The sequence below is a fragment of the Hydrogenophaga aquatica genome, from assembly GCF_054780915.1.
In genome coordinates this window covers 81827-107704 of record NZ_BAAGVK010000019.1, presented here as the reverse complement: position 1 = coordinate 107704, position 25878 = coordinate 81827, and the positions used below count along the sequence as shown (strand labels likewise).

General features: G+C 64.2%; 31 protein-coding genes and 1 pseudogene. 12 read left to right on the top strand and 20 right to left on the bottom strand.

Going from position 1 to position 25878, the window contains the following annotated elements; translation table 11 throughout:
* Positions 1–109 precede the first annotated feature (109 nt).
* Together recX and recA are read right to left on the bottom strand one after the other, a co-directional pair.
* On the bottom strand, positions 110–562 hold the full coding sequence (gene recX, locus ACYVHH_RS15010) for a recombination regulator RecX (RefSeq protein WP_460566002.1): 453 nt from the start codon (positions 560–562) through the stop codon (positions 110–112).
* The gene (gene recA / locus ACYVHH_RS15005; protein ID WP_460566001.1) at positions 559–1629 is read right to left on the bottom strand and encodes a recombinase RecA; all 1071 of its coding nucleotides are present in this window, start codon (positions 1627–1629) and stop codon (positions 559–561) included. The genes recX and recA overlap by 4 nt, the downstream gene beginning before the upstream one ends.
* Before the next feature lie 142 nt (positions 1630–1771).
* Here recA and ACYVHH_RS15000 point away from each other — a divergent pair, with 142 nt between their 5' ends.
* The 3 genes from ACYVHH_RS15000 (at position 1772) to ACYVHH_RS14990 (ending at position 4671) form a co-directional block, all read left to right on the top strand.
* Entirely contained in the window at positions 1772–2269 is a 498-nt protein-coding gene (locus tag ACYVHH_RS15000) for a MarR family winged helix-turn-helix transcriptional regulator (RefSeq protein ID WP_460566000.1), read from the top strand.
* Positions 2270–2501: 232 nt separating this feature from the next.
* Entirely contained in the window at positions 2502–3176 is a 675-nt protein-coding gene (locus ACYVHH_RS14995; RefSeq protein ID WP_460565999.1) for a response regulator, read from the top strand.
* 118 nt (positions 3177–3294) lie between these two features.
* Positions 3295–4671 (top strand): sensor histidine kinase N-terminal domain-containing protein, encoded by a 1377-nt coding sequence (locus tag ACYVHH_RS14990; protein ID WP_460566008.1) that lies wholly within the window; start codon positions 3295–3297, stop codon positions 4669–4671.
* A gap of 18 nt (positions 4672–4689) precedes the next feature.
* On the opposite strand, the gene ACYVHH_RS14985 is transcribed toward ACYVHH_RS14990, so the two are convergent.
* Together ACYVHH_RS14985 and ACYVHH_RS14980 are read right to left on the bottom strand one after the other, a co-directional pair.
* Positions 4690–5340: a glutathione S-transferase family protein gene (locus ACYVHH_RS14985; RefSeq protein WP_460565998.1), complete on the bottom strand. Its 651-nt coding sequence runs from the start codon at positions 5338–5340 to the stop codon at positions 4690–4692.
* Between the two features lie 37 nt (positions 5341–5377).
* Positions 5378–8056, bottom strand: coding sequence for a DNA topoisomerase III (locus ACYVHH_RS14980; protein ID WP_460566007.1), 2679 nt, complete (start codon positions 8054–8056; stop codon positions 5378–5380).
* A 72-nt stretch (positions 8057–8128) separates the two neighbouring features.
* On the opposite strand from ACYVHH_RS14980, the gene ACYVHH_RS14975 reads away from it, so the two are divergent.
* The 4 genes from ACYVHH_RS14975 to ACYVHH_RS14960 are packed head-to-tail and all read left to right on the top strand — an operon-like array spanning position 8129 to position 10762.
* Complete coding sequence (locus ACYVHH_RS14975; protein WP_460565996.1) at positions 8129–8671, top strand: SET domain-containing protein; 543 nt, start codon at positions 8129–8131, stop codon at positions 8669–8671.
* Entirely contained in the window at positions 8668–9489 is an 822-nt protein-coding gene (locus tag ACYVHH_RS14970; protein WP_460565995.1) for a biotin--[acetyl-CoA-carboxylase] ligase, read from the top strand. Before ACYVHH_RS14975 ends, ACYVHH_RS14970 begins: the two co-directional genes overlap by 4 nt.
* The gene (locus ACYVHH_RS14965; RefSeq protein WP_460565994.1) at positions 9483–10253 is read left to right on the top strand and encodes an SPOR domain-containing protein; all 771 of its coding nucleotides are present in this window, start codon (positions 9483–9485) and stop codon (positions 10251–10253) included. The genes ACYVHH_RS14970 and ACYVHH_RS14965 overlap by 7 nt, the downstream gene beginning before the upstream one ends.
* 32 nt (positions 10254–10285) lie before the next feature.
* Positions 10286–10762 (top strand): FKBP-type peptidyl-prolyl cis-trans isomerase, encoded by a 477-nt coding sequence (locus ACYVHH_RS14960; protein ID WP_460565993.1) that lies wholly within the window; start codon positions 10286–10288, stop codon positions 10760–10762.
* 6 nt (positions 10763–10768) lie between these two features.
* Here the strand turns inward: ACYVHH_RS14960 and gap are convergent, their stop codons facing one another.
* From gap to ACYVHH_RS14930, 6 genes are all read right to left on the bottom strand, one after another.
* On the bottom strand, positions 10769–11785 hold the full coding sequence (gene gap, locus ACYVHH_RS14955; RefSeq protein WP_460565992.1) for a type I glyceraldehyde-3-phosphate dehydrogenase: 1017 nt from the start codon (positions 11783–11785) through the stop codon (positions 10769–10771).
* Between the two features lie 139 nt (positions 11786–11924).
* Entirely contained in the window at positions 11925–14009 is a 2085-nt protein-coding gene (gene tkt / locus ACYVHH_RS14950) for a transketolase (RefSeq protein ID WP_460565991.1), read from the bottom strand.
* 128 nt (positions 14010–14137) lie between these two features.
* Positions 14138–14488: a DUF1304 domain-containing protein gene (locus ACYVHH_RS14945; protein WP_460565990.1), complete on the bottom strand. Its 351-nt coding sequence runs from the start codon at positions 14486–14488 to the stop codon at positions 14138–14140.
* A gap of 24 nt (positions 14489–14512) precedes the next feature.
* A complete protein-coding gene (locus ACYVHH_RS14940; RefSeq protein ID WP_460565989.1) occupies positions 14513–14899 on the bottom strand; it encodes a VOC family protein in 387 nt (128 codons plus the stop codon).
* A gap of 30 nt (positions 14900–14929) precedes the next feature.
* Positions 14930–15121, bottom strand: coding sequence for a YqaE/Pmp3 family membrane protein (locus ACYVHH_RS14935; protein ID WP_460565988.1), 192 nt, complete (start codon positions 15119–15121; stop codon positions 14930–14932).
* 109 nt (positions 15122–15230) lie between these two features.
* Positions 15231–16091, bottom strand: coding sequence for a DMT family transporter (locus ACYVHH_RS14930; protein ID WP_460566006.1), 861 nt, complete (start codon positions 16089–16091; stop codon positions 15231–15233).
* Between the two features lie 146 nt (positions 16092–16237).
* On the opposite strand from ACYVHH_RS14930, the gene ACYVHH_RS14925 reads away from it, so the two are divergent.
* A complete protein-coding gene (locus ACYVHH_RS14925; protein WP_460565987.1) occupies positions 16238–17158 on the top strand; it encodes a LysR family transcriptional regulator in 921 nt (306 codons plus the stop codon).
* Between the two features lie 24 nt (positions 17159–17182).
* Here the strand turns inward: ACYVHH_RS14925 and ACYVHH_RS14920 are convergent, their stop codons facing one another.
* The 9 genes and pseudogenes from ACYVHH_RS14920 to ACYVHH_RS14880 all read right to left on the bottom strand — a co-directional run bounded on the left by ACYVHH_RS14920 (position 17183) and on the right by ACYVHH_RS14880 (position 22608).
* Positions 17183–17668, bottom strand: coding sequence for a VOC family protein (locus ACYVHH_RS14920; protein ID WP_460565986.1), 486 nt, complete (start codon positions 17666–17668; stop codon positions 17183–17185).
* 49 nt (positions 17669–17717) lie between these two features.
* Positions 17718–18140 (bottom strand): VOC family protein, encoded by a 423-nt coding sequence (locus ACYVHH_RS14915; protein WP_460565985.1) that lies wholly within the window; start codon positions 18138–18140, stop codon positions 17718–17720.
* A 183-nt stretch (positions 18141–18323) separates the two neighbouring features.
* Complete coding sequence (locus ACYVHH_RS14910) at positions 18324–18962, bottom strand: alpha/beta fold hydrolase (protein ID WP_460565984.1); 639 nt, start codon at positions 18960–18962, stop codon at positions 18324–18326.
* 55 nt (positions 18963–19017) lie between these two features.
* Entirely contained in the window at positions 19018–19563 is a 546-nt protein-coding gene (locus ACYVHH_RS14905; protein WP_460565983.1) for a DUF4256 domain-containing protein, read from the bottom strand.
* A gap of 15 nt (positions 19564–19578) precedes the next feature.
* On the bottom strand, positions 19579–20244 hold the full coding sequence (locus ACYVHH_RS14900) for a VOC family protein (protein ID WP_460565982.1): 666 nt from the start codon (positions 20242–20244) through the stop codon (positions 19579–19581).
* A gap of 56 nt (positions 20245–20300) precedes the next feature.
* Positions 20301–21149, bottom strand: a complete 849-nt coding sequence (locus ACYVHH_RS14895) for an EamA family transporter (RefSeq protein WP_460565981.1) — start codon at positions 21147–21149, stop codon at positions 20301–20303.
* Positions 21150–21176: 27 nt separating this feature from the next.
* Complete coding sequence (locus ACYVHH_RS14890; RefSeq protein ID WP_460565980.1) at positions 21177–21782, bottom strand: hypothetical protein; 606 nt, start codon at positions 21780–21782, stop codon at positions 21177–21179.
* Positions 21783–21802: 20 nt separating this feature from the next.
* Positions 21803–22075 (bottom strand): hypothetical protein, encoded by a 273-nt coding sequence (locus ACYVHH_RS14885; RefSeq protein ID WP_460565979.1) that lies wholly within the window; start codon positions 22073–22075, stop codon positions 21803–21805.
* Between the two features lie 8 nt (positions 22076–22083).
* A pseudogene (locus ACYVHH_RS14880) lies at positions 22084–22608 on the bottom strand (DUF1993 domain-containing protein).
* 181 nt (positions 22609–22789) lie between these two features.
* Between ACYVHH_RS14880 and ACYVHH_RS14875 the strand changes: the two are divergent.
* The 3 genes from ACYVHH_RS14875 to ACYVHH_RS14865 all read left to right on the top strand — a co-directional run bounded on the left by ACYVHH_RS14875 (position 22790) and on the right by ACYVHH_RS14865 (position 23903).
* Entirely contained in the window at positions 22790–23071 is a 282-nt protein-coding gene (locus ACYVHH_RS14875; protein ID WP_460565978.1) for a type II toxin-antitoxin system Phd/YefM family antitoxin, read from the top strand.
* Between the two features lie 5 nt (positions 23072–23076).
* Positions 23077–23484, top strand: a complete 408-nt coding sequence (locus tag ACYVHH_RS14870) for a PIN domain-containing protein (protein ID WP_460565977.1) — start codon at positions 23077–23079, stop codon at positions 23482–23484.
* A 131-nt stretch (positions 23485–23615) separates the two neighbouring features.
* A complete protein-coding gene (locus ACYVHH_RS14865) occupies positions 23616–23903 on the top strand; it encodes a transposase (RefSeq protein ID WP_460565975.1) in 288 nt (95 codons plus the stop codon).
* A 45-nt stretch (positions 23904–23948) separates the two neighbouring features.
* Here the strand turns inward: ACYVHH_RS14865 and ACYVHH_RS14860 are convergent, their stop codons facing one another.
* Entirely contained in the window at positions 23949–24554 is a 606-nt protein-coding gene (locus ACYVHH_RS14860) for a hypothetical protein (RefSeq protein WP_460565974.1), read from the bottom strand.
* Positions 24555–25087: 533 nt separating this feature from the next.
* Here ACYVHH_RS14860 and ACYVHH_RS14855 point away from each other — a divergent pair.
* On the top strand, positions 25088–25270 hold the full coding sequence (locus ACYVHH_RS14855) for a hypothetical protein (protein ID WP_460565973.1): 183 nt from the start codon (positions 25088–25090) through the stop codon (positions 25268–25270).
* Positions 25271–25878: the final 608 nt, after the last annotated feature.

The following is a 25878-nucleotide window of genomic DNA, read 5'->3' as shown; positions in this document are numbered from 1 at the left end:
CATCTGTTTCATGCCGATACTGTCTCACATCCTCTGGTCACCGGCGGGGGTTATGCAGACCTTCCTTAGTGCATACATCACGCTTTTTTTGGGTGAGCCGTCCTGCCGGTCAATCCGGGTCGTGGCCCCCGATCACCCGCCTCAGCACCTCGGGCGCAAAGCCGCGCGCGGCCAGGAAGCGCATCTGCCTGGCACGTTCGGCTGCGTCGGCCGGCGGGCGGCCGAACTTGCGCTGCCACACCGCCAGGGCGCGTTCGTGCTCGGTGGCGCGCAGGGCTTCCACCGTTTCGCGCACCACCGTCTCGTCCAGCCCCTTGGCCTGCAGTTCGGCGCGCACGCGTGCCGTGCCCAGCTTGCTGGCGCGGCGGTGCACCACGCTGTCGGCCACGCGCTCGTCGTTGATGAAGCCCTTGGCCTGCAACGCGTCAAGCGCGCTGGCCAGCTCGCCTTCCTCGGTTTCGTGTGCCCGCAGCTTGCGCTCCAGCTCCAGGCGCGAGTGTTCGCGCTGGGCCAGCAGCCGCAGGGCCCGGGCCTTCAAGGACGGCGTGCTGACCGGCTTCATTCGGCGTCGGCTGCTTCCACGGCATCCACGTTGGCGGGCAGCGCGGGCACGCCCAGGGCGTCGCGGATCTTGTTCTCGATCTCGCGGGCCAGCTGCGGGTTCTCGCGCAGGAATTCGCGCGCGTTTTCGCGGCCCTGGCCGATCTTCTCACCGTTGTAGGCGTACCAGGCGCCAGACTTTTCGACCGCCTTGTGCACCACTCCCAGGTCCACGATCTCGCCCTCGCGGCTGATGCCCTCGCCGTAGAGGATGTCGAACTCTGCGGTCTTGAACGGCGGCGCGACCTTGTTCTTGACCACCTTCACCTTGGTTTCGCTGCCCACCACTTCCTCGCCCTTCTTGATGGAGCCGGTGCGGCGGATGTCGATGCGCACCGAGGCGTAGAACTTGAGCGCGTTACCGCCCGTGGTCGTTTCGGGGCTGCCGAACATCACGCCGATCTTCATGCGGATCTGGTTGATGAAGATGACCATGCAGTTGGTCTTCTTGATGGTGGCGGTCAGCTTGCGCAGGGCCTGGCTCATCAGGCGGGCCTGCAGGCCGGGCAGGCTGTCGCCCATGTCGCCTTCGATTTCGGCCTTGGGCGTGAGCGCGGCCACCGAGTCCACCACGATCAGGTCCACCGCGCCGGAGCGCACCAGGCTGTCCACGATCTCCAGCGCCTGTTCGCCGGTGTCGGGCTGGGAAATCAGCATCTCCTGCAGGTTCACACCCAGCTTCTGGGCGTACTGCACGTCCAGGGCGTGCTCGGCGTCCACGAAGGCGCAGGTGCCACCCTGCTTCTGCATTTCAGCGATGACCTGCAGCGTCAGCGTCGTCTTGCCGGACGATTCCGGGCCGTAGATCTCGATGACGCGGCCGCGCGGCAGACCGCCCACGCCCAGGGCCACGTCCAGGCCCAGCGAGCCGGTGGAGACGACCTGAATGTCTTCGATGGCCTCGCCTTCGCCCAGGCGCATGATGGTGCCCTTGCCGAACTGTTTCTCGATCTGGGCCAGCGCTGCTTGGAGTGCCTTGGCTTTTTCGCTGTCCAGTGCCTTGGCGGCGGGGTTGACGGTTGCGTTCATGAAAAGTCCTTTTAAAACATGGGGTTGAAGCACCAGCCTCCCTGGCTTCAACAAATGTGGGTCGGTGCTTGGACGGCAGTTTATCGCGATATATCTTCTGAAAATCAATATTTTTAGTCAGTTTGCATTACCATTTTTGGCCATGGAAACAACGTTCACCGGGTCGCAGGAAATGCTGGAGGACCGCTGGCGCCAGACCCACCTGGGGCGCCTGATGGGGCACGCTCTGCGCCGCTTTGATGCCCGGGTGCTGGAGCTGATGACGCACTCTGTGGACGCGCCATTGGCGTTGTCGAACCTGGCGGCGCGGGGGCAGGTGGGGGCGGCGCACATCCACATCACGCGGCACCTGAGCCTGCGCGGTTCGCGCCTGACCGAGCTGGCTGAAAGCGCAGGCATGACCAAGCAGGCCATGGGGGGGTTGGTGGATCAGTGCGTGGCCTGGGGTTTGGTGCAGCGGGTGGCTGACCCGTTGGACGCGCGGGCCAAAAAAATCGTTTTCACTGACACGGGGTTGGATTGGCTGGCGGCGTTCCACCAGGCGGTGACGCAGGCCGAGGCTGAGTTTCGTGCTCAGGTGGGTGACGATGTGGCTACTGTGGTGGCGCTGGGCTTGGAAGCCTATGCGGATGGGGCGTGACCAGGGCTTATTGCTCAAGTTGATGGGTTTGTTGGTGTTGTTGTCTTCCGGGGCACCTCGCTCGCTGCGGCAGGCCTGGCCCTGGGCACACACGCCTTGAGCCGCCAAAAAACTTCGAGCTACTCCTGTACCAGGTCCTCTACGCAACAAACCGCGCAACAACTGCATGGGAACCAGCAGCCGGTCACTAAAATGGGGGAAAAGACCACGCGCCGAGCCCGAAGGAGACACCATGCGCATCCTCATCGCCGAAGACGACCAGGTGCTGGCCGATGGCCTGCTGCGCACGCTGCGCGCCGCCGGGGCCGCCGTGGACCACGTGGCCAGTGGCACCGAGGCCGACGCGGCCTTGATGACCAACAACGAATTCGACCTGCTCATCCTCGACCTGGGCCTGCCCAAGATGCATGGCCTGGAGGTGCTCAAGCGCCTGCGTGCGCGCGGCACCACCATGCCGGTGCTCATCCTCACGGCCGCCGACAGTATCGAAGACCGCGTCAAGGGCCTGGATCTGGGGGCCGACGACTACATGGCCAAGCCCTTCGCGCTGCAGGAGCTGGAAGCCCGCGTGCGTGCCCTGGTACGCCGGGGCAGCGGCGCCGCCACCAGCCAGATCAAGCACGGGCCGCTGGTCTACGACCAGGCCGGGCGCGTGGCCACTATCGACGGCAAGATGATCGAGCTGTCCGCCCGCGAACTGGGGTTGCTGGAAGTGCTGCTGCAGCGCGCCGGCCGCCTCGTCAGCAAGGACCAGCTGGTCGAGCGCCTGTGCGAGTGGGGCGAGGAGGTGAGCAACAACGCCATCGAGGTCTACATCCACCGCCTGCGCAAGAAGATCGAGAAGGGCCCCATCCGCATCGCCACTGTGCGCGGCCTGGGATACTGCCTTGAGAAGATCAACGGCTGAACCGGCGCGAGCCGAGCCGGCAACGGCGGACGGCCCAGACACCGACAGAGACCCGCCAGTTTCCTTCGGTCTGTTCCAGCGCGAACAACGCAGCCTGTTCGGCGAGATCCTGGACTGGATGCTCACGCCGCTGCTGCTGCTGTGGCCCCTGTCGCTGGCCCTGACCTGGTTCGTGGCCCAGGGCATTGCCAGCAAGCCCTACGACCGGGCGCTGGAATTCACCCTGCAGGCACTCACGCAGTTCGTCGTCTACAAGGACAACCGGCCCCAGTTCAACCTCACCACGCAGGCGCGCGACCTGTTGCGCGCCGACGATACCGACCAGGTCTTCTACCAGGTTGCCGACCGCAATGGCCGCATCGTCAGCGGCGACCCGGACTTTCCGCCGCCAGCCCTGGAGTCACCCAGTGAGCCGGGCTCCGTCTACCTGCGCGACGACGTATTGCGCGGCGAAGAGGTGCGTGTCGCCTACACGTGGGTGCCGCGCGGCCCCGGGCGCGACGAAATCGTGCTCATGCAGGTGGCCGAGACGCGGGGCAAGCGCTCCAAGCTGGCGACCGAGATCATCAAGGGCGTGATGGTGCCCCAGTTCATCATCCTGCCGCTGGCGGTGCTGCTGGTGTGGCTGGCGCTGGTGCGCGGCATCCGGCCGCTGAGCGACCTGGAGCAGCGCATCCGCGCCCGCAAGCCCGACGACCTCAGCCCCATCGAGGACAAGCACGTGCCGCAGGAGGTGGCGCCGCTGGTGTCCTCCATCAACGACCTGCTCGACCGGCTCAAGACCTCGCTGAGCACGCAAAAGCGCTTCCTGGCCGACGCCGCGCACCAGCTCAAGACGCCCCTGGCAGGTTTGCGCATGCAGGCCGAAATGGCGCAGCAGGCGGCGCCGGGCGAGGACATCCACCGCTCGCTGCAACAGATCGCCAAGTCCAGCGTGCGGGCCACGCACACCGTGAACCAGCTGCTGGCGCTGGCGCGCGCCGAAACGACGGGCCGCACCTTGCCCAGCAGCCCGATAGACCTTGCCGATCTGGTGATGGAGGTGATCGAGGATTCGGTGCCCAGGGCGCTGGAAAAGCGGATCGACCTGGGTTACGAAGGACCGGACCACGTGCCGCCGGAATGCTTCATGGATGGCAACCCCACCCTGTTGCGCGAACTGGTGCGCAACCTGGTGGACAACGCCATCAATTACACGCCAGCGGGTGGTGTGGTGACGGTGCGTGTGCTGGTGGACCGCTACAGCGGCGTGCAGGTGTTGCAGGTGGAGGACAACGGCCCGGGCATTCCGGAGGAAGAGCGTGGCCTGGTGCTGGAGCCTTTCTACCGCGCGCTGGGCACCAACGTGGACGGTTCAGGCCTGGGGCTGGCCATCGTGCACGAGATTGCCCAGCAGCACGGCGCCAGCCTGCAGATGGAGGACACCCACCCCGGCAAGGTGCCGAGGGGGTTGCGCGTGTCCGTGCGTTTTGGCGGGCAGCAGCTTCAGGAGTGACTGCCCCCGAAAGGCTGTTCAGGCAGCCGGTTTGTAGACGTTGAGCTGGAGCCGCTCGCGGTCCACCACGCGGGCCACCGCAGGCAGGGCGGCATAGCGCTGCGCCAGCGCCCAGGTGGCGGGCAGGGTGGTGGGATCGATGCCAGCGAAACCGCCCCAGCGCAGGAAGGTCAACGCGTAGGCGTCCAGCACGCCGGGGCGCTCCCCGGCCAGCCAGGGGGCTGCCACTTCGGCGCGGGCTTCAATCTCTTCCAGCAATTCGCGGTACTTGGCCGCATTGAAGGCCTTGACCGCCTGCTGGGCTGCCGGGTCGTCGGTGAACTTCTGCGGCATGAACACGTGCGTGAAGGTGGGGTGCACGGTGTTGTTCATCCACATCAGCGTTTCCAGCACGCGGGTGCGTTCCATGCCGCTGGCGGGCAGCAGCCTGGCCTCGGGCAGGCGCTGGTCCAGGTGCAGCACGATGGCCACGATCTGGGTGATCACATCACTGCCATCCACCAGCACGGGCACCTGGCCGCGGGGGTTCATGGTCAGGTACTCCGTGGTCTGGTGTTCGCCCCGGTGCAGTTTCACGAGCATAGGCTCGAACGGCACGCCGCTGAGTTCCAGCAGCGAGTGCGGCACGAAGGAGCAGGCGCCAGGGGCGTAGTACAGCTTGAGGCTCATCAAAGGGTCTCCTGTTTATGGGCTTGCAAATGCTAGGTCAGGCGCCGGATTTTTTCCGGGCTGGGGTCTTGCGAGCGGCGGCTTTCTTGGCCGGTGCTTTGGCAGGCGTCTTGGCTGCCGTCTTGCGCGGCGGGTACTTGCTATCGCGCGGCTCGAACTCGAAGTTCACCTTGCCCGCGCCCGGGTCCCAGGCCAGGAAGGCCTTGAACGTGCGGCGCGTCTTGTTGGACACGAACTTGTCCAGCAGGTCCGTCTTGCCCGTGGACAGGAGCTTTTGCATCTGCTCAGGCTCGATGTCCTGCTGCAGGATGGTCCTGCCGCTCTTGAAGTCGCAGCTGGGCGTGGGTTGCTCGGCCGTGGGCACGGCCTTGCTGCACACATAGTTGCTGCCGTGCGCGTGCACCGGGCTGCCGCACTTGGGGCAGGGGCCCAGCGAGGCCTGACCGGCAAAGTCCACAAGCTCGCCCGTGTCCTCGTCGGCCTTGTCGTCGCCAAAGTCGAATTCAAGCTTCCAGTTCTTGTCATCGTCGCTGAACTTCAGCACCAGCTCGGCCACGAAGGGCCAGCCCGCCTTGGAGCGGAAGCCTTCCAGAGGGCCGATGTGCTTGGCCGCCAGGAAGGTCTCGGCTTCCTCCACCTCGAAGGTGCGCCCGCCCGGCGATTTGCCGAAGGAAAATCCGCAGCCGTCGGATTTGCCGTCCGCACCGGTGCAGGCGTAGCGGCGGTAGTTTTCCTTGACCACCCCGCCGCAGTTGGGGCAGGGTGTGGCCAGGGTGGCGTAGTTGCCCGGCACGGTGTCGCGATCGTATTCCTTGGCCTTGCGCACGATGTGCTCGGTCATCTCGGCGATCTCGCGCATGAAGGCCTCGCGGCTCAGTTTGCCGTGCTCGATCTGCGAGAGCTTGTATTCCCACTCACCCGTCAGCTCGGGCTTGGAGAGTTCCTCCACGTCCAGGCCGCGCAGCAGCGTCATCAGCTGGAAGGCCTTGGCCGTGGGGATCAGGTCGCGCCCTTCGCGCAGCATGTACTTTTCGGTGAGCAGGCCTTCGATGATGGCCGCGCGCGTGGCAGGGGTGCCCAGGCCTTTTTCCTGCATGGCTTCGCGCAGTTCGTCGTCGTCGACCAGCTTGCCCGCGCCTTCCATGGCGCCCAGCAGCGTGGCTTCGTTGTAGCGGGCGGGCGGGCGGGTCTTCAGGCCCTTGGCCACGGCCTCCTGGGTGTGCACCTTCTCGCCGGGCTGCACGGGCACCAGGTTCTGGCCCTTGTCACCGGCCTTGGCGTCTTCCACGTCCTCGGCGGCTTCCTTGCCGTACACGGCCATCCAGCCGGGTTTCACCAGCACCTTGCCTTCGGTCTTGAAGTGGTGGGTGGCGCCGGGCACGCTCACCTTGCTGATGCGCGTGGTCACCATGAACTCGGCGCTCGGGAAGAACACCGCCAGGAAGCGGCGCACCACCAGGTCGTAGAGTTTCTGTTCGGCTTCGCTCAGGCCGCTGGGCGCCTGCAGCGTGGGAATGATGGCGAAGTGATCGCTCACCTTGCTGTTGTCGAACACCCGCTTGGTGGGCTTGATGTAGCCATTGTCCAGCGCGGTGCGCGCGTGCTGCGAAAGGTGGTGCATGGGGCTGGCGGCCAGCATCTCCATGGTCTGGCGCACGGTGCCCAGGTAGTCTTCGGGCAGGGCGCGGCTGTCGGTACGCGGGTAGGTCAGGGCCTTGTGCTTTTCGTACAGGCTCTGCGCCAGTGCGAGCGTGGTCTTGGCGCTGAAGCCGAAGCGGCCGTTGGCCTCGCGCTGCAGGCTGGTCAGGTCGTACAGCAGGCCGCTGGCCTGGGTCGTGGGCTTGGACTCTTCCGTCACGGTGGCGGGCTGGCCGCGCACGGCCTGCGCCACGGCCTGGGCCTCGGCCTCGGTCCACAGGCGGTCGGCCTTCAGCTCGGCGTCGGCACCATCGCCCGTGGGCTTCTTGAATGCCGGGTCAAACCACTTGCCCGGGTACTCGCCCGCCTGCGCGGCGAAGGCGGCGTGGATCTCCCAGTAATCGCGGCTGCGGAAGGCACGGATCTTTTCCTCGCGCTCCACCACGATGGCCAGCGTCGGCGTCTGCACGCGGCCCACGGTGGTCAGGAAGAAACCGCCGTCGCGGCTGTTGAAGGCCGTCATGGCGCGCGTGCCGTTGATACCCACCAGCCAGTCGGCCTCTGAGCGGCTGCGCGCGGCGTCGGCCAGTGGGCGCATCTGCTCGTCGCTGCGCAGCTTCTCGAAACCCTCGCGGATGGCCTGGGGCGTCATCGACTGCAGCCACAGCCGCTGCACCGGCTTGTTCAGCGGCTTGGCGCCACCGGCGTACTGCTCGATCAGGCGGAAGATCAACTCACCCTCGCGTCCCGCGTCACAGGCGTTCACCAGAGCGCCCACGTCCTTGCGCTTGGCCAGCTTCACCACGGCAGACAGGCGCGACTTGGTCTTGTCGATGGGCTTGAGGTCGAAGTGCGGCGGAATCACCGGCAGGTGGGCAAAGCTCCACTTGCCGCGCTTGACGTCGTACTGCTCGGGGGCTGCAATCTCGACCAGGTGGCCCACGGCGGACGAGACGACGTAGCGCTCGTTCTCGAAGTGGTCGTCGTGCTTTTCGAACTTGCCTGCCACGGGGGTCAGGGCCCGCACGATGTCCTGCGCCACCGAAGGTTTTTCGGCGATCACCAGGGTCTTGGAAATACCAGTTGTGTTCATCTCTACAATTCACTCCCATGCGCGCGCACGCGCACCTGTGTGCGCACACACGCGTGCATGCATGAAATTACCTTACCAAAATTTCCAGACGTGCCAGCCGCCCGCTCCAAAACTCCCGCTCAGGCGCCGCGCCGCCGCATCCAGGTCCGCCGCTCGGGCGTGCACGGCAAGGGCGTCTATGCCCTGGCCGATATCGCTGCTGGCGAGCGAATCATCGAATACACCGGTGAGGTCATCACCTGGGACGAAGCGCAGGACCGCCACCCGCACGACCCTGCCGACCCCAACCACACCTTCTATTTCCATATCGACGACGGGCACGTCATCGACGCCAAGTTCGGCGGCAATTCGGCCCGCTGGATCAACCACAGCTGCGACCCGAACTGCGAGGCCGAGGAAACCGAGGGCGGCCGCGTGTTCATCCGCGCGCTGCGCGACATTGCCGCGGGCGAAGAACTCTTCTACGACTACGGCCTGATCATCGACGAGCCCTACACCAAGAAGCTCAAGGCCGAGTACCCCTGCTGGTGCGGTGCGCCGCATTGCCGGGGGACCTTGCTCTCGCCCAAGCGCGGCTGGCGGGCTCCGAACAAAAAATGACGAACCCACCCGGCGCCGCCTTGACCGCCCTGACGCGCCAGGCTGAAGGCTTGTGGCAGGCCATCGCCCCGCTGCTGCCTGGCTTCAGCGTGGAGGTGCTGCCCAGCATCGACTCCACCAACACCGAGCTGATGCGCCGTGCCCGTGCCGGGCAGCAGGCCCCCACCCTGTTGGTGGCACTGGAGCAGACGGCTGGCCGGGGCCGCCGGGGCAAGGGCTGGGTCAGCCGTCCGGGCGATTCGCTCACCTTTTCGCTGGGCCTGCCGCTGGCGCCGCGCGACTGGTCGGGCCTGTCGCTGGCCGTGGGCGTGAGCCTGGCCGAGCACCTGCACCCCCAGGTGCGCCTGAAATGGCCCAACGACCTGTGGTGGCAGGAGCGCAAGCTGGGCGGCATTCTGGTGGAAACGGCCAGCGTGGGCGAGCAGCGCTATGCGGTGATAGGCGCAGGCCTGAACGTGGCCACGCCCGAGCTGCCGCCCGCACCAGCCATGCCTGACGATCCCAGTGTGCTGCCCCCCGTGCCCCCCGTGGGCCTGCGTGAGCTGGGCGGTGTGGCCGCCGCGTTGGACGCCGGGGAGTGGCTGGCTGCCGTGGTGCCGGGCCTGGTGCGCGACCTGCTGGCCTTTGAACAGGAAGGTTTCGGCCCGTTCGTGGCGCGTTTCACCGCCCGCGATGCCCTGGCTGGCCGCATGCTGCGCCTGTCCGACGGGCGTGAAGGCGAGGCTGCGGGCGTGGGCGCCGACGGTGCCCTGCTGCTGCGCTCGGCGAGCGGACTGGAGACGGTCACGAGCGCGGAAGTGAGCGTGCGCCCATGTTGAAACGGTTGCTGCTGGTCCTGCTGCTGGCCAACGGGCTGTTTTTTGCGTATACGCAGGGTTGGCTGGCCACTGTTGGCCTGGCCCCGCAGGACCAGCGCGAGCCCCACCGCCTGGCAGAACAGATCGAGCCCGGCAAGCTGCGCCTTGTCAACGCGCAAGGCCAGGCGCCGGACGGTGCGCCAACCCCCGAAGCACCCGAGGCACCTGAAGCGCCAGATGCCGCGTCCTCGGAGCCGTCAGAGCCCGTTGCCGAGCCAGCCGTCCTGGCTGCGCCCGTTGCGCCCCCAGCCGCACCCGCCCCCGTGCCCGAGGCGACGGCCTGCTGGCAGGCCAGCGGGTTCAGTCCCGCGCAGGTCATCACCGTCAACGCGGCCATGCTGAGGCTTGGCGGCGCAGCCAAGGGCTGGACGCTGACAGAGTCTGCGGTGTCCGCGCGCTGGATTGTTTACCTGGGCAAGTTCGCCAGCAGCGACGCCATGCAGCGGCGCCGGGCCGAGCTGCGCCAGGAGCGCATCGAGCACCGGGAAGTGAACGTTCCTGCCTTGCAGCCCGGCCTGGCGCTGGGCACGTATTCCACCGAGGACGCCGCCCGCAAGGCCCTGCAGCAGGTCCAGCGAGACGGCGTGCGAGACGCGCGCGTCGTGCAGGAGCGGCAGGAGAGCCGCACCTTCACCCTGCGTTTGCCCGCTGTGACCGAGAGCGAGCGGCGCCAGATCGAGGGGCTGGGCATCTTGGCCGACAAGACGCTGCAGCCCTGTTCCTGAACCCACCACAGGCCCCGCATGGGGTTTCAAGCATGAACATCACCAAAGACACCGTCGTCACGCTCAGCTACCGCGTGAGCGATGCCCAGGGCAAGCAGCTGGAGGCCAGCGAGCACCCCATGTCCTACCTGCACGGCGGCTACGGCAACACCTTCGAGAAGATCGAGGCCGCGCTCGAAGGCCAGCAGGCGGGCTTTGCCACCACCGTCGAGCTCCAGCCGGAGGATGCCTTTGGCGAACGCGACGAAAGCCTGGTGCAGACCATCGCCAAGGCCGACTTTCCGCCCGGCGTGAAGGTGGGCGGCACACTGCGCGGCGTGGCCGACGACGGGCACGAGCGCATCTTCACCGTGGTCAAGATCAAGGGGCCGCAGGTCATCATCGACGGCAACCACCCGCACGCGGGCAAGGTGCTGAAGTTCGCGCTGAAGGTGCTGGAGGTGCGCGCCGCCTCGGCCGAAGAAGTGGCGCATGGCCATGCCCACGGGGAGCATGGCCACCACCATTGAAACGGTTTACTTGGCCTTGTGCTTGGAGACCACGCGCACCATCTCCAGGCACTTGCAGGCGTAGCCCCACTCGTTGTCGTACCAGGCCACGACCTTGACGAAGTTCTTGTCCAGGGCAATGCCGGCGGTGGCATCGAACACGCTCACGCAGGGTTCGCCGCGGAAGTCGGTGGACACCACCTTCTCCTCGGTGTAGCCCAGGATGCCCTTGAGCTTGCCCTCGCTCTGCGCCTTCATCTCGGCGCAGATTTCCTCGTAGCTGGCCTCGTTCGTCAGTTCCACCGTCAGGTCCACCACCGACACGTCGCTGGTGGGCACGCGGAAGGACATGCCGGTGAGCTTCTTGTTCAGCTCGGGAATCACCTTGCCCACCGCCTTGGCCGCGCCCGTGGTGCTGGGGATGATGTTTTCCAGGATGCCACGCCCGCCGCGCCAGTCCTTGCGCGAGGAGCCGTCCACCGTCTTCTGGCTGGCCGTGGCCGCGTGCACGGTGGTCATCAGCCCGCGCTTGATGCCCCACTTGTCGTTCAGCACCTTGGCCACCGGGGCCAGGCAGTTGGTGGTGCAGCTGGCGTTGCTGATGATGGCTTCGCCAGCGTACTTGGTGTGGTTCACGCCATAGACGAACATGGGGATGTGGTCGTCCTTGGACGGGGCGGAGATCACCACCTTCTTGGCGCCAGCGTCCAGGTGCAGCTTGCTGGTGGGTTCGGTCAGGTAGTGGCCGGTGCACTCCAGCACCACATCCACACCCATCTCGCCCCACTTGAGCAGGTGCGCGTCGCGCTCGTGGCTCAGGGCAATGCGCTTGCCGTTGACGATCAGGCCTTTGTCGTCATGCGCCACGTCGCCCTGGAAGCGGCCATGCACGCTGTCGTACTTGAGCATGTAGGCGAGGTAGTCGGCGGGCTTGGGGTCGTTGATGCCAACGATCTCGATGTCCTTGAAGCCTTGCTGCAGCGCGGCGCGAAGGGCAAGACGGCCGATGCGGCCGAAACCGTTGATGCCTACTTTGATGGTCATGATGAGAGCCTCGATCGAAAGTTACAAAATGGTTACGTAACCGTTTTTGACCGTTCTGCCCCGCGGGATGGTTTCAATGGGGCAGAGGGGTCAGTGCGCCAGCGCAGCCGTGCATGCCACGCTGGCGCGGGGGAGGGGGTCAGCGCTGCAGCGCGGCCAGCACGGTCTCGGCAACGTTCTCGGCGGTGAAGCCAAAGTGCTTGAACAGCACCGGTGCCGGGGCCGACTCACCGTAGGTGTCGATGCCCACCACGGCGGCGCAGCCGTACTTCCACCAGCCGTCGGTGGCGCCCATTTCCACGGCCACGCGCGGCACGCCAGCGGGCAGCACGGCGGCCTTGTACTCGGCGCTCTGGCGGTCAAACGTGGTGGTGCTGGGCATGGACACCACGCGCACCGGCACCTTCTGCTGGGCCAGCAGTTCCTGGGCCTTCAGCGCCAATTGCACTTCAGAGCCAGTGGCAATGATGACGGCCTTCGGCTTCTTGCCCGCCTTGAAGCCCACCTCGGTGGGTTCGGCCAGCACGTAGGCGCCCTTGTTGATGGCGTCCAGGCCCGAAGCGTCGGGCGCGACGCCCGAGGTGGCCTTGGGCGCGTAAGGCAGGTTCTGGCGGCTCAGCAGCAGCGCGGTGGGGCGCTGGGTGTTGTGCAGGGCCACGGCCCAGGCCACGGCGGTTTCGGCCGTGTCGGCGGGGCGCCACACGTCCAGGTTGGGGATCAGGCGCAGGCTGGCGGCGTGCTCAATCGACTGGTGCGTGGGGCCGTCCTCGCCCAGGCCGATGGAGTCGTGCGTGAACACGTGCACCACGCGCTGCTTCATCAGCGCGGCCATGCGGATGGCGTTGCGCGAGTAGTCGGAGAAGGTGAGGAAGGTGCCGCCGTAGGGCACGAAGCCGCCGTGCAGGGCCACACCGTTCATGATGGCGGCCATGCCGAATTCGCGCACGCCGTAGTTGATGTGGCGGCCGCCCTGGCCTGCCTCGTTCTTCACCACCGCGCCAGCGCCGTCAAAGCGCAGGTTGGGGGTGGATTTGGTGTTGGTCAGGTTGGAGCCGGTCAGGTCGGCGCTGCCGCCCAGCAATTCGGGCAGGGCAGCGGTGTAGGCCTCCAGGGCAATCTGGCTGGCCTTGCGGCTGGCCACGGTCTCGGCCTTGGTGTGGGCGGCCAGCACGGCATCCACCACGGTTTGCTGGAAGCCCTTGGGCAGTTCGCCCTTCATGCGGCGCGCAAATTCCTTGGCTTCCTTGGGGAAGGCGGCCTTGTAGGCGGCGAAGCGCTCGTTCCAGGCCTTTTCGGTGGCCTTGCCGGCTTCCTTGGCGTCCCAGGCGGCGTAAATGTCCTTGGGGATGGTGAAGGGCGCGTGCGTCCAGCCCAGCGCTTCGCGGGTGAGCTTGATCTCTTCGGCACCCAGCGGCTCGCCGTGGGCCTTGGCGGTGTTGGCGCGGTTGGGGCTGCCTTTGCCAATGGAGGTCTTGCAGACGATCAGCGTCGGTTTGTCAGCGCTTTGCTTCGCTTGGGCAATGGCGGCGTCCACGGCGTCGGTGTCGTGGCCGTCCACCGGGCCGATCACGTTCCAGCCATAGGCCTTGAAGCGTGCGGGGGTGTCGTCAATGAACCAGGGGGCGACCTGGCCGTCGATGGAGATGCCGTTGTCGTCGTACAGGGCGATAAGCTTGTTGAGCTTCCAGGCGCCAGCCAGGGCGCAGGCCTCATGGCTGATGCCTTCCATCAGGCAGCCGTCGCCCAGGAACACGTAGGTGCGGTGGTCGACGATCTGGTGGCCTTCGCGGTTGAACTCGGCGGCCAGCAGTTTTTCGGCCAGCGCCATGCCCACGGCGTTGGTGATGCCCTGGCCCAGCGGGCCGGTGGTGGTTTCCACGCCGGGGGTGATGCCCACCTCGGGGTGGCCCGCGGTCTTGCTGTGCAGCTGGCGGAAGTTCTTCAGTTCGCCAATGGGCAGCTTGTAGCCGCTCAGGTGCAGCAGCGCGTAGATCAGCATGGAGCCGTGCCCGTTGGACAGCACGAAGCGGTCGCGGTCGGCCCAGTGCGGGTTGGCGGGGTTGTGCCGCAGGTGGCGGCTCCACAGTGCCACGGCCATGTCGGCCATGCCCATGGGGGCGCCGGGGTGGCCGGAATTGGCTTGCTGCACGGCGTCCATGGCCAGGGCGCGGATGGCGTTGGCCATGGTCTGTGCGGAAACTGCGGATGTGGTGGCGGCGGTCATGTGGGCCTCGGGGTAGGTGGCGCGCGGCAGGCGCCGCGGATCGACAAACCCATGATTTTAACGGGGGAGCTGTTTTTTCCCGCCGGGCGCGGGGGCAAGCCCGCGCAAGTCACCCGCAGGCCGTTGCCTCAGGCCAACACCACCAGCGCCAGCCCGATGGTGGCGGGAACCGCCTGGATGAAGAGAATCTTGCGGCTTGCCGTGGCCGAGCCGTAAATGCCCGCCACCAGTACGCAGGCCAGGAAGAAGATCTGCACGTCTGCCTTGCCACTGGCCAGGCCCCACAGCAGCCCGGCGGCCAGGAAGCCGTTGTAAAGCCCCTGGTTGGCCGCCAGCACCTTGGTAGCCCGCGCAAACTCCAACGGCTTGCCAAACGCCTTGAGCCCGGCGGGCTTGTCCCAAAGGAACATCTCCAGCACCAGAATCCAGATGTGCAGCAAGGCGATGAGCGCGACGGCGACGTGGGCAGCGAGGGTCATGAAGCTTCCTGGGGGAACAAGGGGTCAACCCGGCGCGTGGCAGACAGCTTCGACGTTGTGGCCGTCTGGATCCAGCACGAAGGCGCCGTAGTAATTGGGGTGGTAGTGGGGCCGCAGCCCGGGTGGGCCGTTGTCGCGGCCGCCTGCGGCAAGCGCCGCACGGTGGAAGGCATCCACCTCTGCCCGCGTCCGCACACGGAAGGCCACGTGGACCGGGGGGCGGTTGGCCGAGCTTTCACTCAGCCAGAAATCGGGTTTGGGGGCTTCGCCAAATCCCGCGAAACGCCGGCTTCCCGTCACCGAGGCGGGCAGCTCCGCCAGCAGGGTGTAGCCGATTGGGGCCAGCGCGGCCAGGTAAAAGGCCTTGCTGTTCTCCAGGCTGCTGACGGTGATGCCGATGTGGTCGATCATGGTTGGTGCGGCTAGTGCGGGTGAAGTCCGTCAGCGGGAAGACAGGGCTTTCTCGATCTTCTTGTCGGTCTTGTACTGGCCCAGCGCATAGACGGACCAGAGCGCGGCGGGAATCCAGCCAATGATGGTGATCTGCAGGAGCAGGCAGATGATGCCGGCGAACGGCCGCCCGATGGTGAAAAACTGCAGCCAGGGCAGAAAGATGGCCAACAACAGTCGCATGGGGTACCTCCGCTTGAATGGAGGCAGTCTGCCAGAGTTGGGTTGACGGGGCAAACTCCCCATGCATAAATCACCATCTCTCTGCTGGTCTGCGAATGTCCTGGGCGCGTCAGCCTGACCGGGTGACCCTCCAGGCGGAGATCACGATCAGTGCGCCGCCGAGCCAGCCTTGCCAGGTCATTTGTTCGCCCAGCCAGGTGACGGCGATCAGCGCACCCCACAAAGGCTCGCTGCCCATCAGCAAAGCGACACGCGAAGGCTGGGTGCGTGCGACAGCGTAGTTCTGCACAAAGAATGCGAGCAAAGTGCACAGCAGCACCAGAAAGGCCATGGCCCCCCAGAACGAAGCACTGCGTGGCAGCGGTGGCCAGCCCGTGCCGTGCACGGCCAGCGCCAACGCAGCGGCGCCCAGCGTCATCACACCCATTTGAACGGCAGTCAACGTCAAGGCGGGCAGACCGTGGCGTTGCCCGTGGCGGCGCGTCAGGCAGACCATCACGCCGCGCAGCAAGGCTGCCAGCACCATCAGGCCATCGCCCCAGGACAAGGCTGCCGTTCCCGCGCCGTGCTGGAAGGCCAGCAGCATGGCGCCCAGCAGTGACAGGCCCACTGCGGTTGTCACCACTGCAGTGGGCCGCCCCCCCAGCAGCCACCATTCGCACAGTGGCGTGAAGGCCACGCACAGGCTGATGAGAAACGCAGCGTTGGCTGCAGACGTGAGAGACACGCCAAAGGTCTCGCAGACGAAGATGGCCAGCAGGTTGGCGCCCAGCACCGACGCACCCCCCAGCGCAGCGGGCCAGGACGCCCGGGCCAGCCCCCGCAAGGCGGGCAGCAGCAACAGGAAGGTCAGCCCGAAACGGACCACCAGAAGTTGCAGCACCGGCATCTGTTCCGTGGCGATCTTGGCCGCGCTGTAGCTGCCGCCCCAGATCACGGCCACAAGCAGCAGCAGGCCTTCGACGTGCATGCCACGGGTGGGGCGCACCCCTAGTGCCTGAGCTGTTTCGGTGCCGATGGATGCCATGCCGTTTTCCTGTGAGGTGAGCGAGGGGGCATTGTTTGGCGCGCCCGCAGCATTGACTAGACTCGACGCCAGAACAGGAGCTTTGCGCCGTGGGAACAGATGACTTCCTTGATGTGATGCACGAACTGGTGACCTTCGTGCGTGTGGCCGAGTCGGGCAGCTTTTCGGCGGCGGCGCGGCACCATGGTTTGACGCCGTCGGCCGTGAGCCGACAGGTGGCTCGGCTGGAGCGGGCCATGGGCGTTTCTCTGCTGCAGCGGACCACCCGGCAGTTGCGCCTGACGCAGGCCGGGCTGGAGGTGCTGGAGCGCGGGCGCGAAATGGTGGCCGCCGCGCAAGCCACGTTGCGCGTGGCGGAAGGACACGTGGGGGCACCCAAAGGGCTGGTGCGCATCAGCGCGCCCAAGGCCTTTGCGCGCCATGTGCTGCATCAACCCTTGCTGGCCTTCATGCAGCGCTACCCCGATGTGGACGTGCACCTGATGGTGACGGACCGGCCCGTGGACCCCTTGCGCGAAGGTGTAGATCTGGCAGTGCGCCTGACCGACGATCCGCCGCAGGGCATGGTTGCACGGGCCTTGATGCCCGTGAGGCAACTGGTGCTGGCCAGCCCGGCCTACCTGGCAGCGAACGGTGCCATCGAAACACCGCACGACTTGCTGGCCCACAGTTGCCTGTCGCTGGGCGAGCAGGCGATGGACAACCGCTGGCACTTCGTTCGCGGGGGCGAGGAGGCCGAGGTGACGGTCAAAGGGCGCTACGCCATCAACCACAGCGAGATGCGGCTGGCCGCCATCGAGGCCGGCTTGGGCGTGGGGTGCGTGCCCCACTTTGTGGCGGACGAAGCGTTGGCCTCAGGCCGCGTGGTCCAGGTCCTGCCCGGCTGGACGTTCGACAGCCATTACCAGGGCACGGCACAGCTGCTCTTCACCGCCTCGCGCCATACCGCGCCCAAGGTGCGGGTTTTGATCGATCATCTGGTGGCGGAGGTTGGGCGCGCTAGCACTTGACGCCCAGCCAGCAGCGGCGGCCTGTCAGCCGCGAACCGCCGCTTCTATGGCCGCAACGTCGATCTTTCGCATCGTCATCATGGCGTCGAACGCCCGCTTGGCGGCGGCGCGGTCGGGGCTGGTGTAGGCCCTGGTCAGCGCCACTGGCGTGATCTGCCAGGAGATGCCCCACTTGTCCTTGCACCAGCCGCACTCGCTTTCCTGCCCGCCGTTGCAAATGATGGCGTTCCAGTAGCGGTCCGTTTCGGCCTGGTCTTCAGTGGCCACCTGGAACGAGAACGCCTCGCTGTGCTTGAACGCTGGTCCGCCGTTCAGCCCCAGGCAGGGGATGCCCATCACGGTGAATTCGACGGTCAGCACGTCCCCTTGTTGGCCCGATGGAAAGTCGCCCGGTGCGCGGTGCACCGCACCTACGGACGAGTTGGGGAAGGTCTTCGCGTAGAACCGCGCGGCCTCTTCGGCATCGCGCTCGTACCAAAGGCAGATCGTGTTCTTGGCGATGTGGGTCATGTGGCTTCTCCATCCGGTGACCACCCGCCATGGGCGGTCTGACGGCCTGCTATCCGAGCGATGCAAAGCCCGGGTTGAACGCGACTTCCCAGAGATGGCCGTCGGGATCCTGGAAACAGCCTGCGTAGCCGCCGTAGAACGTAGGCTGGGCGGGTTTGACGGTCGTGGCACCGGCCTGCTGGGCCTGCTGCATGACGAGATCGACCTCGCGCGGGCTGGCCACGTTGTGCGCGAGGGAGAACTCTGTCGCACTGCGCGGCTGCAGCGGCAGCCCACTGTCGGCAGCCAGGCTGGCGCGAGGCCACAGAGCGAGTTTCAGGCCGGGCTGCAGACTGAAGAAAGCCACGGCCCCGTTCTCGAACTCGGTGCCGACGATGCCCTGCGTTGGCCAACCCAGTCCGTCACGGTAGAACGCCACGGCGCGCTCAAGGTCGTCAACGCCCAGCGTGATGAGGGTGATCAGCGGCGTCATGCTGGTGGGCGTGCAACGGTGTGCATTGCACGGGGTTTCAGGGGTGTAGGCATCAGGCCTTCCATCGAAAGGAGCCGAAGGTGGATGCTACAACCGTTGCTGTTGATTTGGCAAAGGCCCTCTTCCGCGCGTGCCGCAGTGTTCGCCGAAGGCCACGAGGCAGCTGTTGGTCTTTCTTGGGCGTCACCTTCCACGGCCAAGCATTTCGATGACGCCTTGCGACAAAACGAACTGCCCAGTCGACAAGGCGGATATTGCATGTCCCGTTCCTCGAAGTACGACAGAACGTTTCGGCTCGGCGGACTGCTCGGCGAGTTGCTGAGCGCGCTTGGAGACGGTGTCACCGTCACTGACGACGAAGAGCTTCTTGGTCTTGGACAACGTAATCGGTGCGCCGTCCGTCATTGCCAGCAAGACCAGTGTGTCAAAGGTACCGTCGGGGTTCGCCATTGCGGCCCGTGCGGCCAAGTCCGCGCCAAAGCTGTGCCCGAGAAGCGAAACGTCGGTTGCACCCGTTTGTCGAGCCCAAGCCAGTGCCGCCGCGACCTCCGCCTCGCCGCCTGATGGAAGGCCCGCCCAGCGAAGAGCCAAGACCCAAAAGCCTGCGGATGCCAACTTCGGGCCCAGCTCCTCGCCCAATCCTGTGCCAAAAAGCTCTGGGCCGTTGCCGTAGCCGTGTAACGCAATGACCGTGTGAGTGCCCGCCCCCCACTGCATAGCTTCGACCGGCTTGCCCACCCCCGCAATCTTGACGGGCACTTGGCCCGCGGCATCAACGACGCCAAGTAGAGCAAAGATGAATGCGCTTAAGACACGATACATGGATGCCTTTCATGTGGCTGCGCCGCGAGCTCTTTGCCAGCGCCAGGTGCATGGCTCAAACACGAAGCAGCCCACGGAATCCCCTCGCCGCGTAGTAGGACTGCGCCCCGTTGTGATAGACGAACACCCGGCCATAGCGCCGGTCGCAGAAAAGAGCGCCGCCAAGCGAGCGGACGTCCTGGGGCGTCGTGATCCAGCTGGAAGTCTTCGTGTCGAACTCACCTAGCTGTTGCAGCGCGCGGTACTGCTCTTCCGTCAGCAACTCAACCCCCATGGCCGCTGCCACCTGCATGGCGCTGCCTTGGGGCTTGTTCTCCTTCCGTGTGTTCAAGGCCTCGCCGTCGTAGCACAGGCTTCTGCGCCCCGGCGGGCTTTCGGCCGAGCAGTCACAGAAGATGACTTGTCCCGTCGTTTTGTCGTGGCCTGTCACGTCGGGCTCACCGCCAGAGGCTTCCATCTCGCGAAGGGTTGCCAGCGCCGCAGGCACCAACTGGAGTCTGGCCAGCACGTCCGCCCATGTGAGGCCCTGGTGCCGATGCATGTTCGCCTCGAACCGGGCTTGAAGAATCTGTTGCAGTTCGTCTTGTGCTTTGGCGTTCATGGAGAACTCCTGTCTTCACGCAGGCGGAATGATGGGACGTGGCGCTGAAAGAACGCGAAGCCCTTGCGGGGTGTTGATGTGCGCCACCAGGCGTGCGGAGGTGCCTTGCCCGGCGGGCAGCACGACAACCGGCGCGTCAAGCTCCAGCGAGGCAAGCAAGCTGGATATTCGGTCTGGGTCTGGGTGAAATATCTCGAACCTGGCCAAAGACAGCCCCTTGTCCTCCAGACGGGTGGCGGGATGAACATCGGCGTGCCATTCGATCAGGGCGGGGGCGGCACCATCCAGCGGAACTGAGCCGTCCGCGGGAATGGTGATGAACCAGTCAAGTGCGCCCCGGCTCATGGGTTCAATATTCCCAAGGGGCTCAGACGCAGCGGCCACGGCTCTTTGGATGTTGGCGGTGCGCACCACCCACGTGGACAGCGACGGCTGCGCTTGTGGGTCGAGGCTGTCAAGGGCAAACCAGCGAGGCCGGGATGGCGGACGGGCCGCAGGATTGGGTGCAATGACCTCAAGAAACGCAGCGTCACCCAGGCGAAGCAGCAGATTGTGGGTCGCCATGCGTGGATGCTCGCCGCCGACCTGGGGCGAAACACCCAGGGCTTCGGACACGAATGCCGCACCCGCGTCCAGCGAAAAGGCAGTGACCGTGATGTGATCAAGAAAAGTGCGCGGCATCCTGAGTACTCCCCAATGTTCGACAGGCCAGCTGGACCTGGGCCAACGTTTGCTGACTATGCCCGATGGGCTCCCACACCCAGAAGGACGATGCCGACCAATACGGTGGTTGCCGCTGCAACGCGGCGCCCGGCAAAACCCTCACGAAGAAAGACGGAGCCGATGATGGCGGCAAAGACAACGCTGGTCTCGCGGAGCGCGACCACTGGGGCCATGGCCAGCACCGACATGGCCCAAAGGGCGATGGCATAACCCGCAACGGCCAGCACGCCAGCAACAAGGCCGGAGCGCCACTGTGTGCGGGCAAACTCAACAAGCACCGGCTTTCTGCGAACGTAGGCCACCGACGCCATCCCCACCCCCGTAGCGATTTCCAGCCACGCAATGTAGCCAAGAAGCGACTGGGACTTGCGAACGCCAAGACCACTCAGGAAGCTGTAGCCCGCGATGGCAACACCCGTCAGGAGCGCAAGCACAACCGCCTTGCGGTTGACGGTGTGCCCGGACCACGCCAGCAGAAAGATGCCGGTGGACACAACGAGAACCGCCAAGGCAGACAGCGGCCCCAGAAGCTCACCCGCAAGGACGGCGGCGAGAACCGCAACCAGCAAAGGAGCAACGCCTCGCGCGATGGGGTAAACCTGACTCATGTCGCCCACGCGGTAGGCGTTGAGCATCAGGGCGTAGTACATGTAGTGAACGGCTGCGGCGGCAAGAAGAAACGGGACGCTCTCGGCCGAGGGAAGAGGAACCACCGCCGCTACAGCAAGGCCAGTGAGCAGGCCGACCACACGAATGGACGCGAGCATCAGCAGGCGGTCGCCGCTGTTCTTGACCATGGCATTCCACGACGCGTGAGCCACTGCGGCCGCGAGTACCAGGGCGTAGAGGGTGCTATGGGGCATGACGTTCGCCAGAACTTTATTGCTTACTTACGTTTGCGATACTTGCGGTGCGCCCAGTTCCATGGCCTGGCGAAGCAAGGCTAGGGAGACCGGATGCGGCGTACCCGGGGTCGAAATAGGCAAGCCGAACCAGTGTGGGACGGGGGCGTCAAACGCGAACTCAATTGCCTTGGGATGGCGTGTGTCCTGTACGGCGGGACTTTCAAACACGAGCTGCAAGAGCTGTTCGAACCCGACAGAAGCGAGTTGCGGCTCGGAAATGCGCAAGGCGCCAATGCTGCGCCAAGCGTTGACGCAGCCAACTTCGACAAAGGCAGGCCTTTGCCCCGGAACCGGGCAGCCAAGTTCGCGGTGCAAGGAGGTGAAGGACGCCTCCCGGGCACGAGCTGCCTGGAGGCACTTGATGCCGAAGGTTTCGACCTCCAGCGCTGAACCAACCATGCGTGCGCCGAAGAACGCGGAGCCAAAGAACGCCTCAAAGGCGACCTCGGTGCTTTGTTCTAGGTAGGCGGCCAGTTCAGCGTGCGACGGCAAACGGTCACTTGGGAATGACCAAGCGCTCTCCCACGCGCCATCCTTTGCGAACTGGTATGAAGTGGGCGCAGACGTGAACTGCGGCAGACCGGCAAGCATTGACAGGCTCAGCATCTTGGTCAGGCGGCAGCCAGCAGCTTGGGCCGAGACAAACGGTAAACCCTGATGGCGGCCGCGCAAGCGAGAGTGATACCCAGAACGACTTCGGCCCAGATGGTGACGTTGGTGGCGAACGTGTGTTCCGAGCACAGCGCCAGGGTGTAGTGAAGCAAGCCGTTAACACCGAGCAAGCCGTAAACAATGAGCAGGCCTGGGTAGAAGGCAATGTATTCGGCGTTGTGCGTGAAGTGCGCCAAGCTTGCCAGCGTATAGAGGCCGAACAGGAGGTTCATTTGGAAGCTCATGGCTTTCTTGTGTACGCGTGGAATCCATCGTAGTCGGCTTTGCCCAGCGGCACGCCTTGACTGCGAAGAACCGCGTATGCGGCAGTGACGTGGAAGAAGAAGTTCGGCAGTGCGTACTGGAACAGAAACTCGGAACCCGGCAGCCGCACGAGTGCTTCACCCGCCTAGCTTTCGATGATGCGCGATTCAGCGCCGATGAACTGCGCAGACTCAAGTGCCTTCAGCAGCGCCACGGCCCTGTCGGCTCTGGCGTGCAGCCCGGCAAAGGTTTCCGGAAATTCGCCGTATGGCGGAATGGGCTCACCCGCAAGCGGATACGAGGCACGCAGCGTGAAGTTGGTGGCAATCACCACCTGGCGCTCGAACGGGAGCATGTCTGGCGCAAGCCTTGCTGCCAGGAGCGTTTGCGGGCTGCCGTGCTGAGCCTGCGTCCACTCGTCAGCTGCGCGTACCAGGCCAGAGAGACGGTCCAGGTAGCGCAGGAACACGGGGACTGATGCGTAGAAGAGGGATAGGGGCATAGGTCTTGGTGTGAGTAGCAGGCCAGATCATCAAGCAATACACAGCCTGCTGCCGTTACGGCATCGATTACAGCAACATCAGACGGGGCGGAGTCAAACCTTAAGTGCGACGCTCAGTCAGCCCGGGCCACAGCACCAGAGGTGGTTTGACAGGTGCTGCTAATGATGGTAAACTAGTCAAATGACTAGTTTGATTGGGGTTGTCATGCATACATGGCCAGTTCAAGATGCGAAAGCGCGTTTTAGCGAGTTCTTGGATGCGTGCCTTGCGGAGGGCCCGCAGATGGTGACCAGGAGAGGTGCTGAAGCGGCTGTGCTTGTGCCGGTGCAAGAATGGCGCCGCTTGCAGTCTGCTGCACGCCCCTCTTTGAAGCAACTGCTGCTCTCTGACCAAGCTCGTTCCGACCTGATCGTGCCAGCACGAGGGAACGCGAAGCGCCGCAATGTGGAGCCAATGCTGTGACGAACATGTATTTGCTTGACACGAATGTGGTTTCTGAGCTCCGCAAGCAGCGCCCGCATGGAGGCGTGGTTGCTTGGCTGCAATCGATTGATGATGCCCAGCTATACCTTTCCGCAGTAACCCTTGGTGAGATACAAGCCGGTATTGAGTTGACGCGAGAGCAAGACCCCGGCAAAGCCGAAGAAATTGAAGCGTGGCTGGAGTTGGTGGCTGGCGCCTATAACGTTTTGCCAATGGATGCGACTACCTTCAGGGCGTGGGCGCGGTTGATGCACAGGAAATCCGATACGCTCTATGAAGATGCCATGATCGCAGCAACCGCGAAAGTGCACGGGTTGACGGTTGCGACGAGAAACGTGAGTGACTTCCATGCACTCGGGTTGGAAGTTTTCAATCCATTTGCACCGGCATAGGCCTGACTGTGTGAAGAGGGCTTACAAGTGAAAGGGAAACCCCCGGTCCCGAGTGAGTCGCGCGATTGCGCAGCACGGCATCGATGTGCCCACCGCGCTGGTGGGCACCGTGTGCCGATGAGGGGGGCGACATGGGCAAGTTCCCCAGCGACAAGCACTTTGCTTCTTGGTTGGGTTTGTGCCCGGGCACCAAGATCACGGGCGGCAAGGCCATGAGTTGCAAGACCAAACTTTGCGCCAACCGCGCGGCCCAGGCGCTACGCCTGGCGGTAGCCGCCCACAAGCTGGCTCGACTGATTTACGCCATGCTTACCCAGGGGCCGGACTACTACGAGGAGCACTACCGCCAACGGGTATTGCACCACCTCGCCTACAAGGCCATGGGTACGCAGCTCGTGCCTCCTACACCTGCCGCTTGAAAACAGCATGAAAATCAATCGGTTATTTGGTGTTTCTTGAGAGGCTTACGCGAACACACTGACGATAGCGCCATAGATTGCGAGTAGGACACCAAAGCCCTGCTGCTTGAAGCCGCCGACCGCGGATGTCTCAATGCGGGCAGACAACTCCTGGATCGCGGCTTGGTTGGTCGCCAAGCCCTTGCCGAGTTCTGCTTTGACCTCTTCGATCCGACCGAGAAGCGCAGCCTTCTGCTGAGCGATGGTAGTGTGAAGCTCTTTGATTTGCCGCTCAAGCTCGGCCACTCGCTCTTCGACAGTGGTGAAGCGGCGCTCCACCGACAGAGTTGCAGAGGCTGTTGCTGATGACGATGAGACACCGCTCAGAGCAATAGTGACATTCCTCCGGATCAGAGGGAAGTCACGGAACCATTCAATGACTACCGAGTAGAGCGTCTGCTTGCGGAACAAACCGAGGTTGCCATCGATCGCGAGCAGGACGATGATGCCGCCGACGATTTGCAGCGCAGTGCCAGTGAGCTTGTTGACAAGAACGGCATGGGCCGGAAACACCTGCACGGCGGCGTAATGGCAAGCGATGATAGGCAAGAGCGCCAGCACTGGCCATGCGCGCAACAGCCACGGCAGGAGGAGCTTGGCCCTGGCCATCATAGTCCTAACGAATGACAGGGGCTTGCCCGTCCCGAGTGATCCGCGCAGTTGCGCAGTACGGCATCCAGGTGCCACGATGGAAAGTGCAATCGCTCATCAACACACTCGTTTTATGGAAGGGGAAGTCCATGGCCATCGTAACCGTTGGTATCGATCTCGCAAAGAACGTGTTCGCCATTCACGACGTGGATGAAGCAGGCAAGCCTGCACTGGCACGCTGGGGCGCCCCAGTAGGGTGGCGTCAACCTTGGCACACGGTGTTTAGGCCGGATGTGACTGACAGGGGGGGGCACGGACTTTGTCCCCCCCCCCCCACACACATGAGCCAGTCCCCCTGAGTGGAACCCCAATTTTTGGTTTCTGGTCAAGCCTCCCCTAAACAGGGGATGTGCAGACCACACAACCCCGGCCAGAATGGCAAAAAGCGCCCCCAGCAAGAAGAAGGCCCAAAGAAAGTGACTAGGTGTTTACCCTGGCATGGGGTCTGGATGGCGTAAGCTGGTTGTAGGTATCTAACACCTTAGGATGAACCCATGAGCAACAGCAGCAAGTCGGCAGAAAGTCAGGTTTACGTGCCCCGGTACTACAACCCGTATGCCGCAGTGAAAACCACGCTGACCCAAGAGCGCATCCGGCAGATCGAGACCGTTGCCATGCGCAAGGTGTTGAGGGAGTTGGTCCGCCGTGGTATCCGCAAGTCAGACCTGATTGGGTAACGGCTATGACCAACTCGACGCAATCGGATGTGACTTTCTACCCCAGGTGGGATGGTCCATTTCTTAACTGCACCATGGAATACGAGTGCAGTGCCGATTGGAACGAACTGACAGCAACCACTGATGACAAAATTCGACACTGCACCACATGTGACAAAGATGTGCATTTCTGCACAGACCAGAACCAACTCGATGGCCATGCCAAGCAAGGGCACTGCGTGGCCTTCTACGAAGCTGAACCGAATCCTTGCAAAGATTCGCCAAAGAGTATGCGTCTCGGTCTTCCATCGTTTTTTGTGCAGGATGGCATAGCTGTTCCGTACCCAGGGCGCGGAAGGTCTTTTCTAGATATGCTGTGATTTAGGTAGATTCGGGAGGGTGTTGCGATTTTGTATCGATGGCAAGCGCGGCGAGCTATTGATTTGCTTTGATTTTTTAGCGAAGGTTCGTCATGAAAGCATTGGTTTTTTTGCAATTTTTTTGACTTTCACTTCAGGTGTATTTGCTGCTTTTTATGGGCCTGGTTCTTTTTTGAGCTTGCAACGAAAATTCGGGTAATGCGTATAGCGTACAGCGATATGGAAATATCAAAAACGTGCAGGGCCAGA

Excerpts from the sequence above, each read along its gene's own strand:
- recX (WP_460566002.1), bottom strand. The coding sequence starts at position 562 with ATGAAGCCGGTCAGCACGCCGTCCTTGAAGGCCCGGGCCCTGCGGCTG.
- recA (WP_460566001.1), bottom strand. The coding sequence starts at position 1,629 with ATGAACGCAACCGTCAACCCCGCCGCCAAGGCACTGGACAGCGAAAAA.
- ACYVHH_RS15000 (WP_460566000.1), top strand. The coding sequence starts at position 1,772 with ATGGAAACAACGTTCACCGGGTCGCAGGAAATGCTGGAGGACCGCTGG.
- ACYVHH_RS14995 (WP_460565999.1), top strand. The coding sequence starts at position 2,502 with ATGCGCATCCTCATCGCCGAAGACGACCAGGTGCTGGCCGATGGCCTG.
- ACYVHH_RS14990 (WP_460566008.1), top strand. The coding sequence starts at position 3,295 with ATGCTCACGCCGCTGCTGCTGCTGTGGCCCCTGTCGCTGGCCCTGACC.
- ACYVHH_RS14985 (WP_460565998.1), bottom strand. The coding sequence starts at position 5,340 with ATGAGCCTCAAGCTGTACTACGCCCCTGGCGCCTGCTCCTTCGTGCCG.
- ACYVHH_RS14975 (WP_460565996.1), top strand. The coding sequence starts at position 8,129 with ATGCATGAAATTACCTTACCAAAATTTCCAGACGTGCCAGCCGCCCGC.
- ACYVHH_RS14970 (WP_460565995.1), top strand. The coding sequence starts at position 8,668 with ATGACGAACCCACCCGGCGCCGCCTTGACCGCCCTGACGCGCCAGGCT.
- ACYVHH_RS14965 (WP_460565994.1), top strand. The coding sequence starts at position 9,483 with ATGTTGAAACGGTTGCTGCTGGTCCTGCTGCTGGCCAACGGGCTGTTT.
- ACYVHH_RS14960 (WP_460565993.1), top strand. The coding sequence starts at position 10,286 with ATGAACATCACCAAAGACACCGTCGTCACGCTCAGCTACCGCGTGAGC.
- gap (WP_460565992.1), bottom strand. The coding sequence starts at position 11,785 with ATGACCATCAAAGTAGGCATCAACGGTTTCGGCCGCATCGGCCGTCTT.
- tkt (WP_460565991.1), bottom strand. The coding sequence starts at position 14,009 with ATGACCGCCGCCACCACATCCGCAGTTTCCGCACAGACCATGGCCAAC.
- ACYVHH_RS14945 (WP_460565990.1), bottom strand. The coding sequence starts at position 14,488 with ATGACCCTCGCTGCCCACGTCGCCGTCGCGCTCATCGCCTTGCTGCAC.
- ACYVHH_RS14940 (WP_460565989.1), bottom strand. The coding sequence starts at position 14,899 with ATGATCGACCACATCGGCATCACCGTCAGCAGCCTGGAGAACAGCAAG.
- ACYVHH_RS14935 (WP_460565988.1), bottom strand. The coding sequence starts at position 15,121 with ATGCGACTGTTGTTGGCCATCTTTCTGCCCTGGCTGCAGTTTTTCACC.
- ACYVHH_RS14930 (WP_460566006.1), bottom strand. The coding sequence starts at position 16,091 with ATGCACGTCGAAGGCCTGCTGCTGCTTGTGGCCGTGATCTGGGGCGGC.
- ACYVHH_RS14920 (WP_460565986.1), bottom strand. The coding sequence starts at position 17,668 with ATGACCCACATCGCCAAGAACACGATCTGCCTTTGGTACGAGCGCGAT.
- ACYVHH_RS14915 (WP_460565985.1), bottom strand. The coding sequence starts at position 18,140 with ATGACGCCGCTGATCACCCTCATCACGCTGGGCGTTGACGACCTTGAG.
- ACYVHH_RS14910 (WP_460565984.1), bottom strand. The coding sequence starts at position 18,962 with ATGTATCGTGTCTTAAGCGCATTCATCTTTGCTCTACTTGGCGTCGTT.
- ACYVHH_RS14905 (WP_460565983.1), bottom strand. The coding sequence starts at position 19,563 with ATGAACGCCAAAGCACAAGACGAACTGCAACAGATTCTTCAAGCCCGG.
- ACYVHH_RS14900 (WP_460565982.1), bottom strand. The coding sequence starts at position 20,244 with ATGCCGCGCACTTTTCTTGATCACATCACGGTCACTGCCTTTTCGCTG.
- ACYVHH_RS14895 (WP_460565981.1), bottom strand. The coding sequence starts at position 21,149 with ATGCCCCATAGCACCCTCTACGCCCTGGTACTCGCGGCCGCAGTGGCT.
- ACYVHH_RS14890 (WP_460565980.1), bottom strand. The coding sequence starts at position 21,782 with ATGCTTGCCGGTCTGCCGCAGTTCACGTCTGCGCCCACTTCATACCAG.
- ACYVHH_RS14885 (WP_460565979.1), bottom strand. The coding sequence starts at position 22,075 with ATGAACCTCCTGTTCGGCCTCTATACGCTGGCAAGCTTGGCGCACTTC.
- ACYVHH_RS14875 (WP_460565978.1), top strand. The coding sequence starts at position 22,790 with ATGACTAGTTTGATTGGGGTTGTCATGCATACATGGCCAGTTCAAGAT.
- ACYVHH_RS14870 (WP_460565977.1), top strand. The coding sequence starts at position 23,077 with ATGTATTTGCTTGACACGAATGTGGTTTCTGAGCTCCGCAAGCAGCGC.
- ACYVHH_RS14865 (WP_460565975.1), top strand. The coding sequence starts at position 23,616 with ATGGGCAAGTTCCCCAGCGACAAGCACTTTGCTTCTTGGTTGGGTTTG.
- ACYVHH_RS14860 (WP_460565974.1), bottom strand. The coding sequence starts at position 24,554 with ATGATGGCCAGGGCCAAGCTCCTCCTGCCGTGGCTGTTGCGCGCATGG.
- ACYVHH_RS14855 (WP_460565973.1), top strand. The coding sequence starts at position 25,088 with ATGAGCAACAGCAGCAAGTCGGCAGAAAGTCAGGTTTACGTGCCCCGG.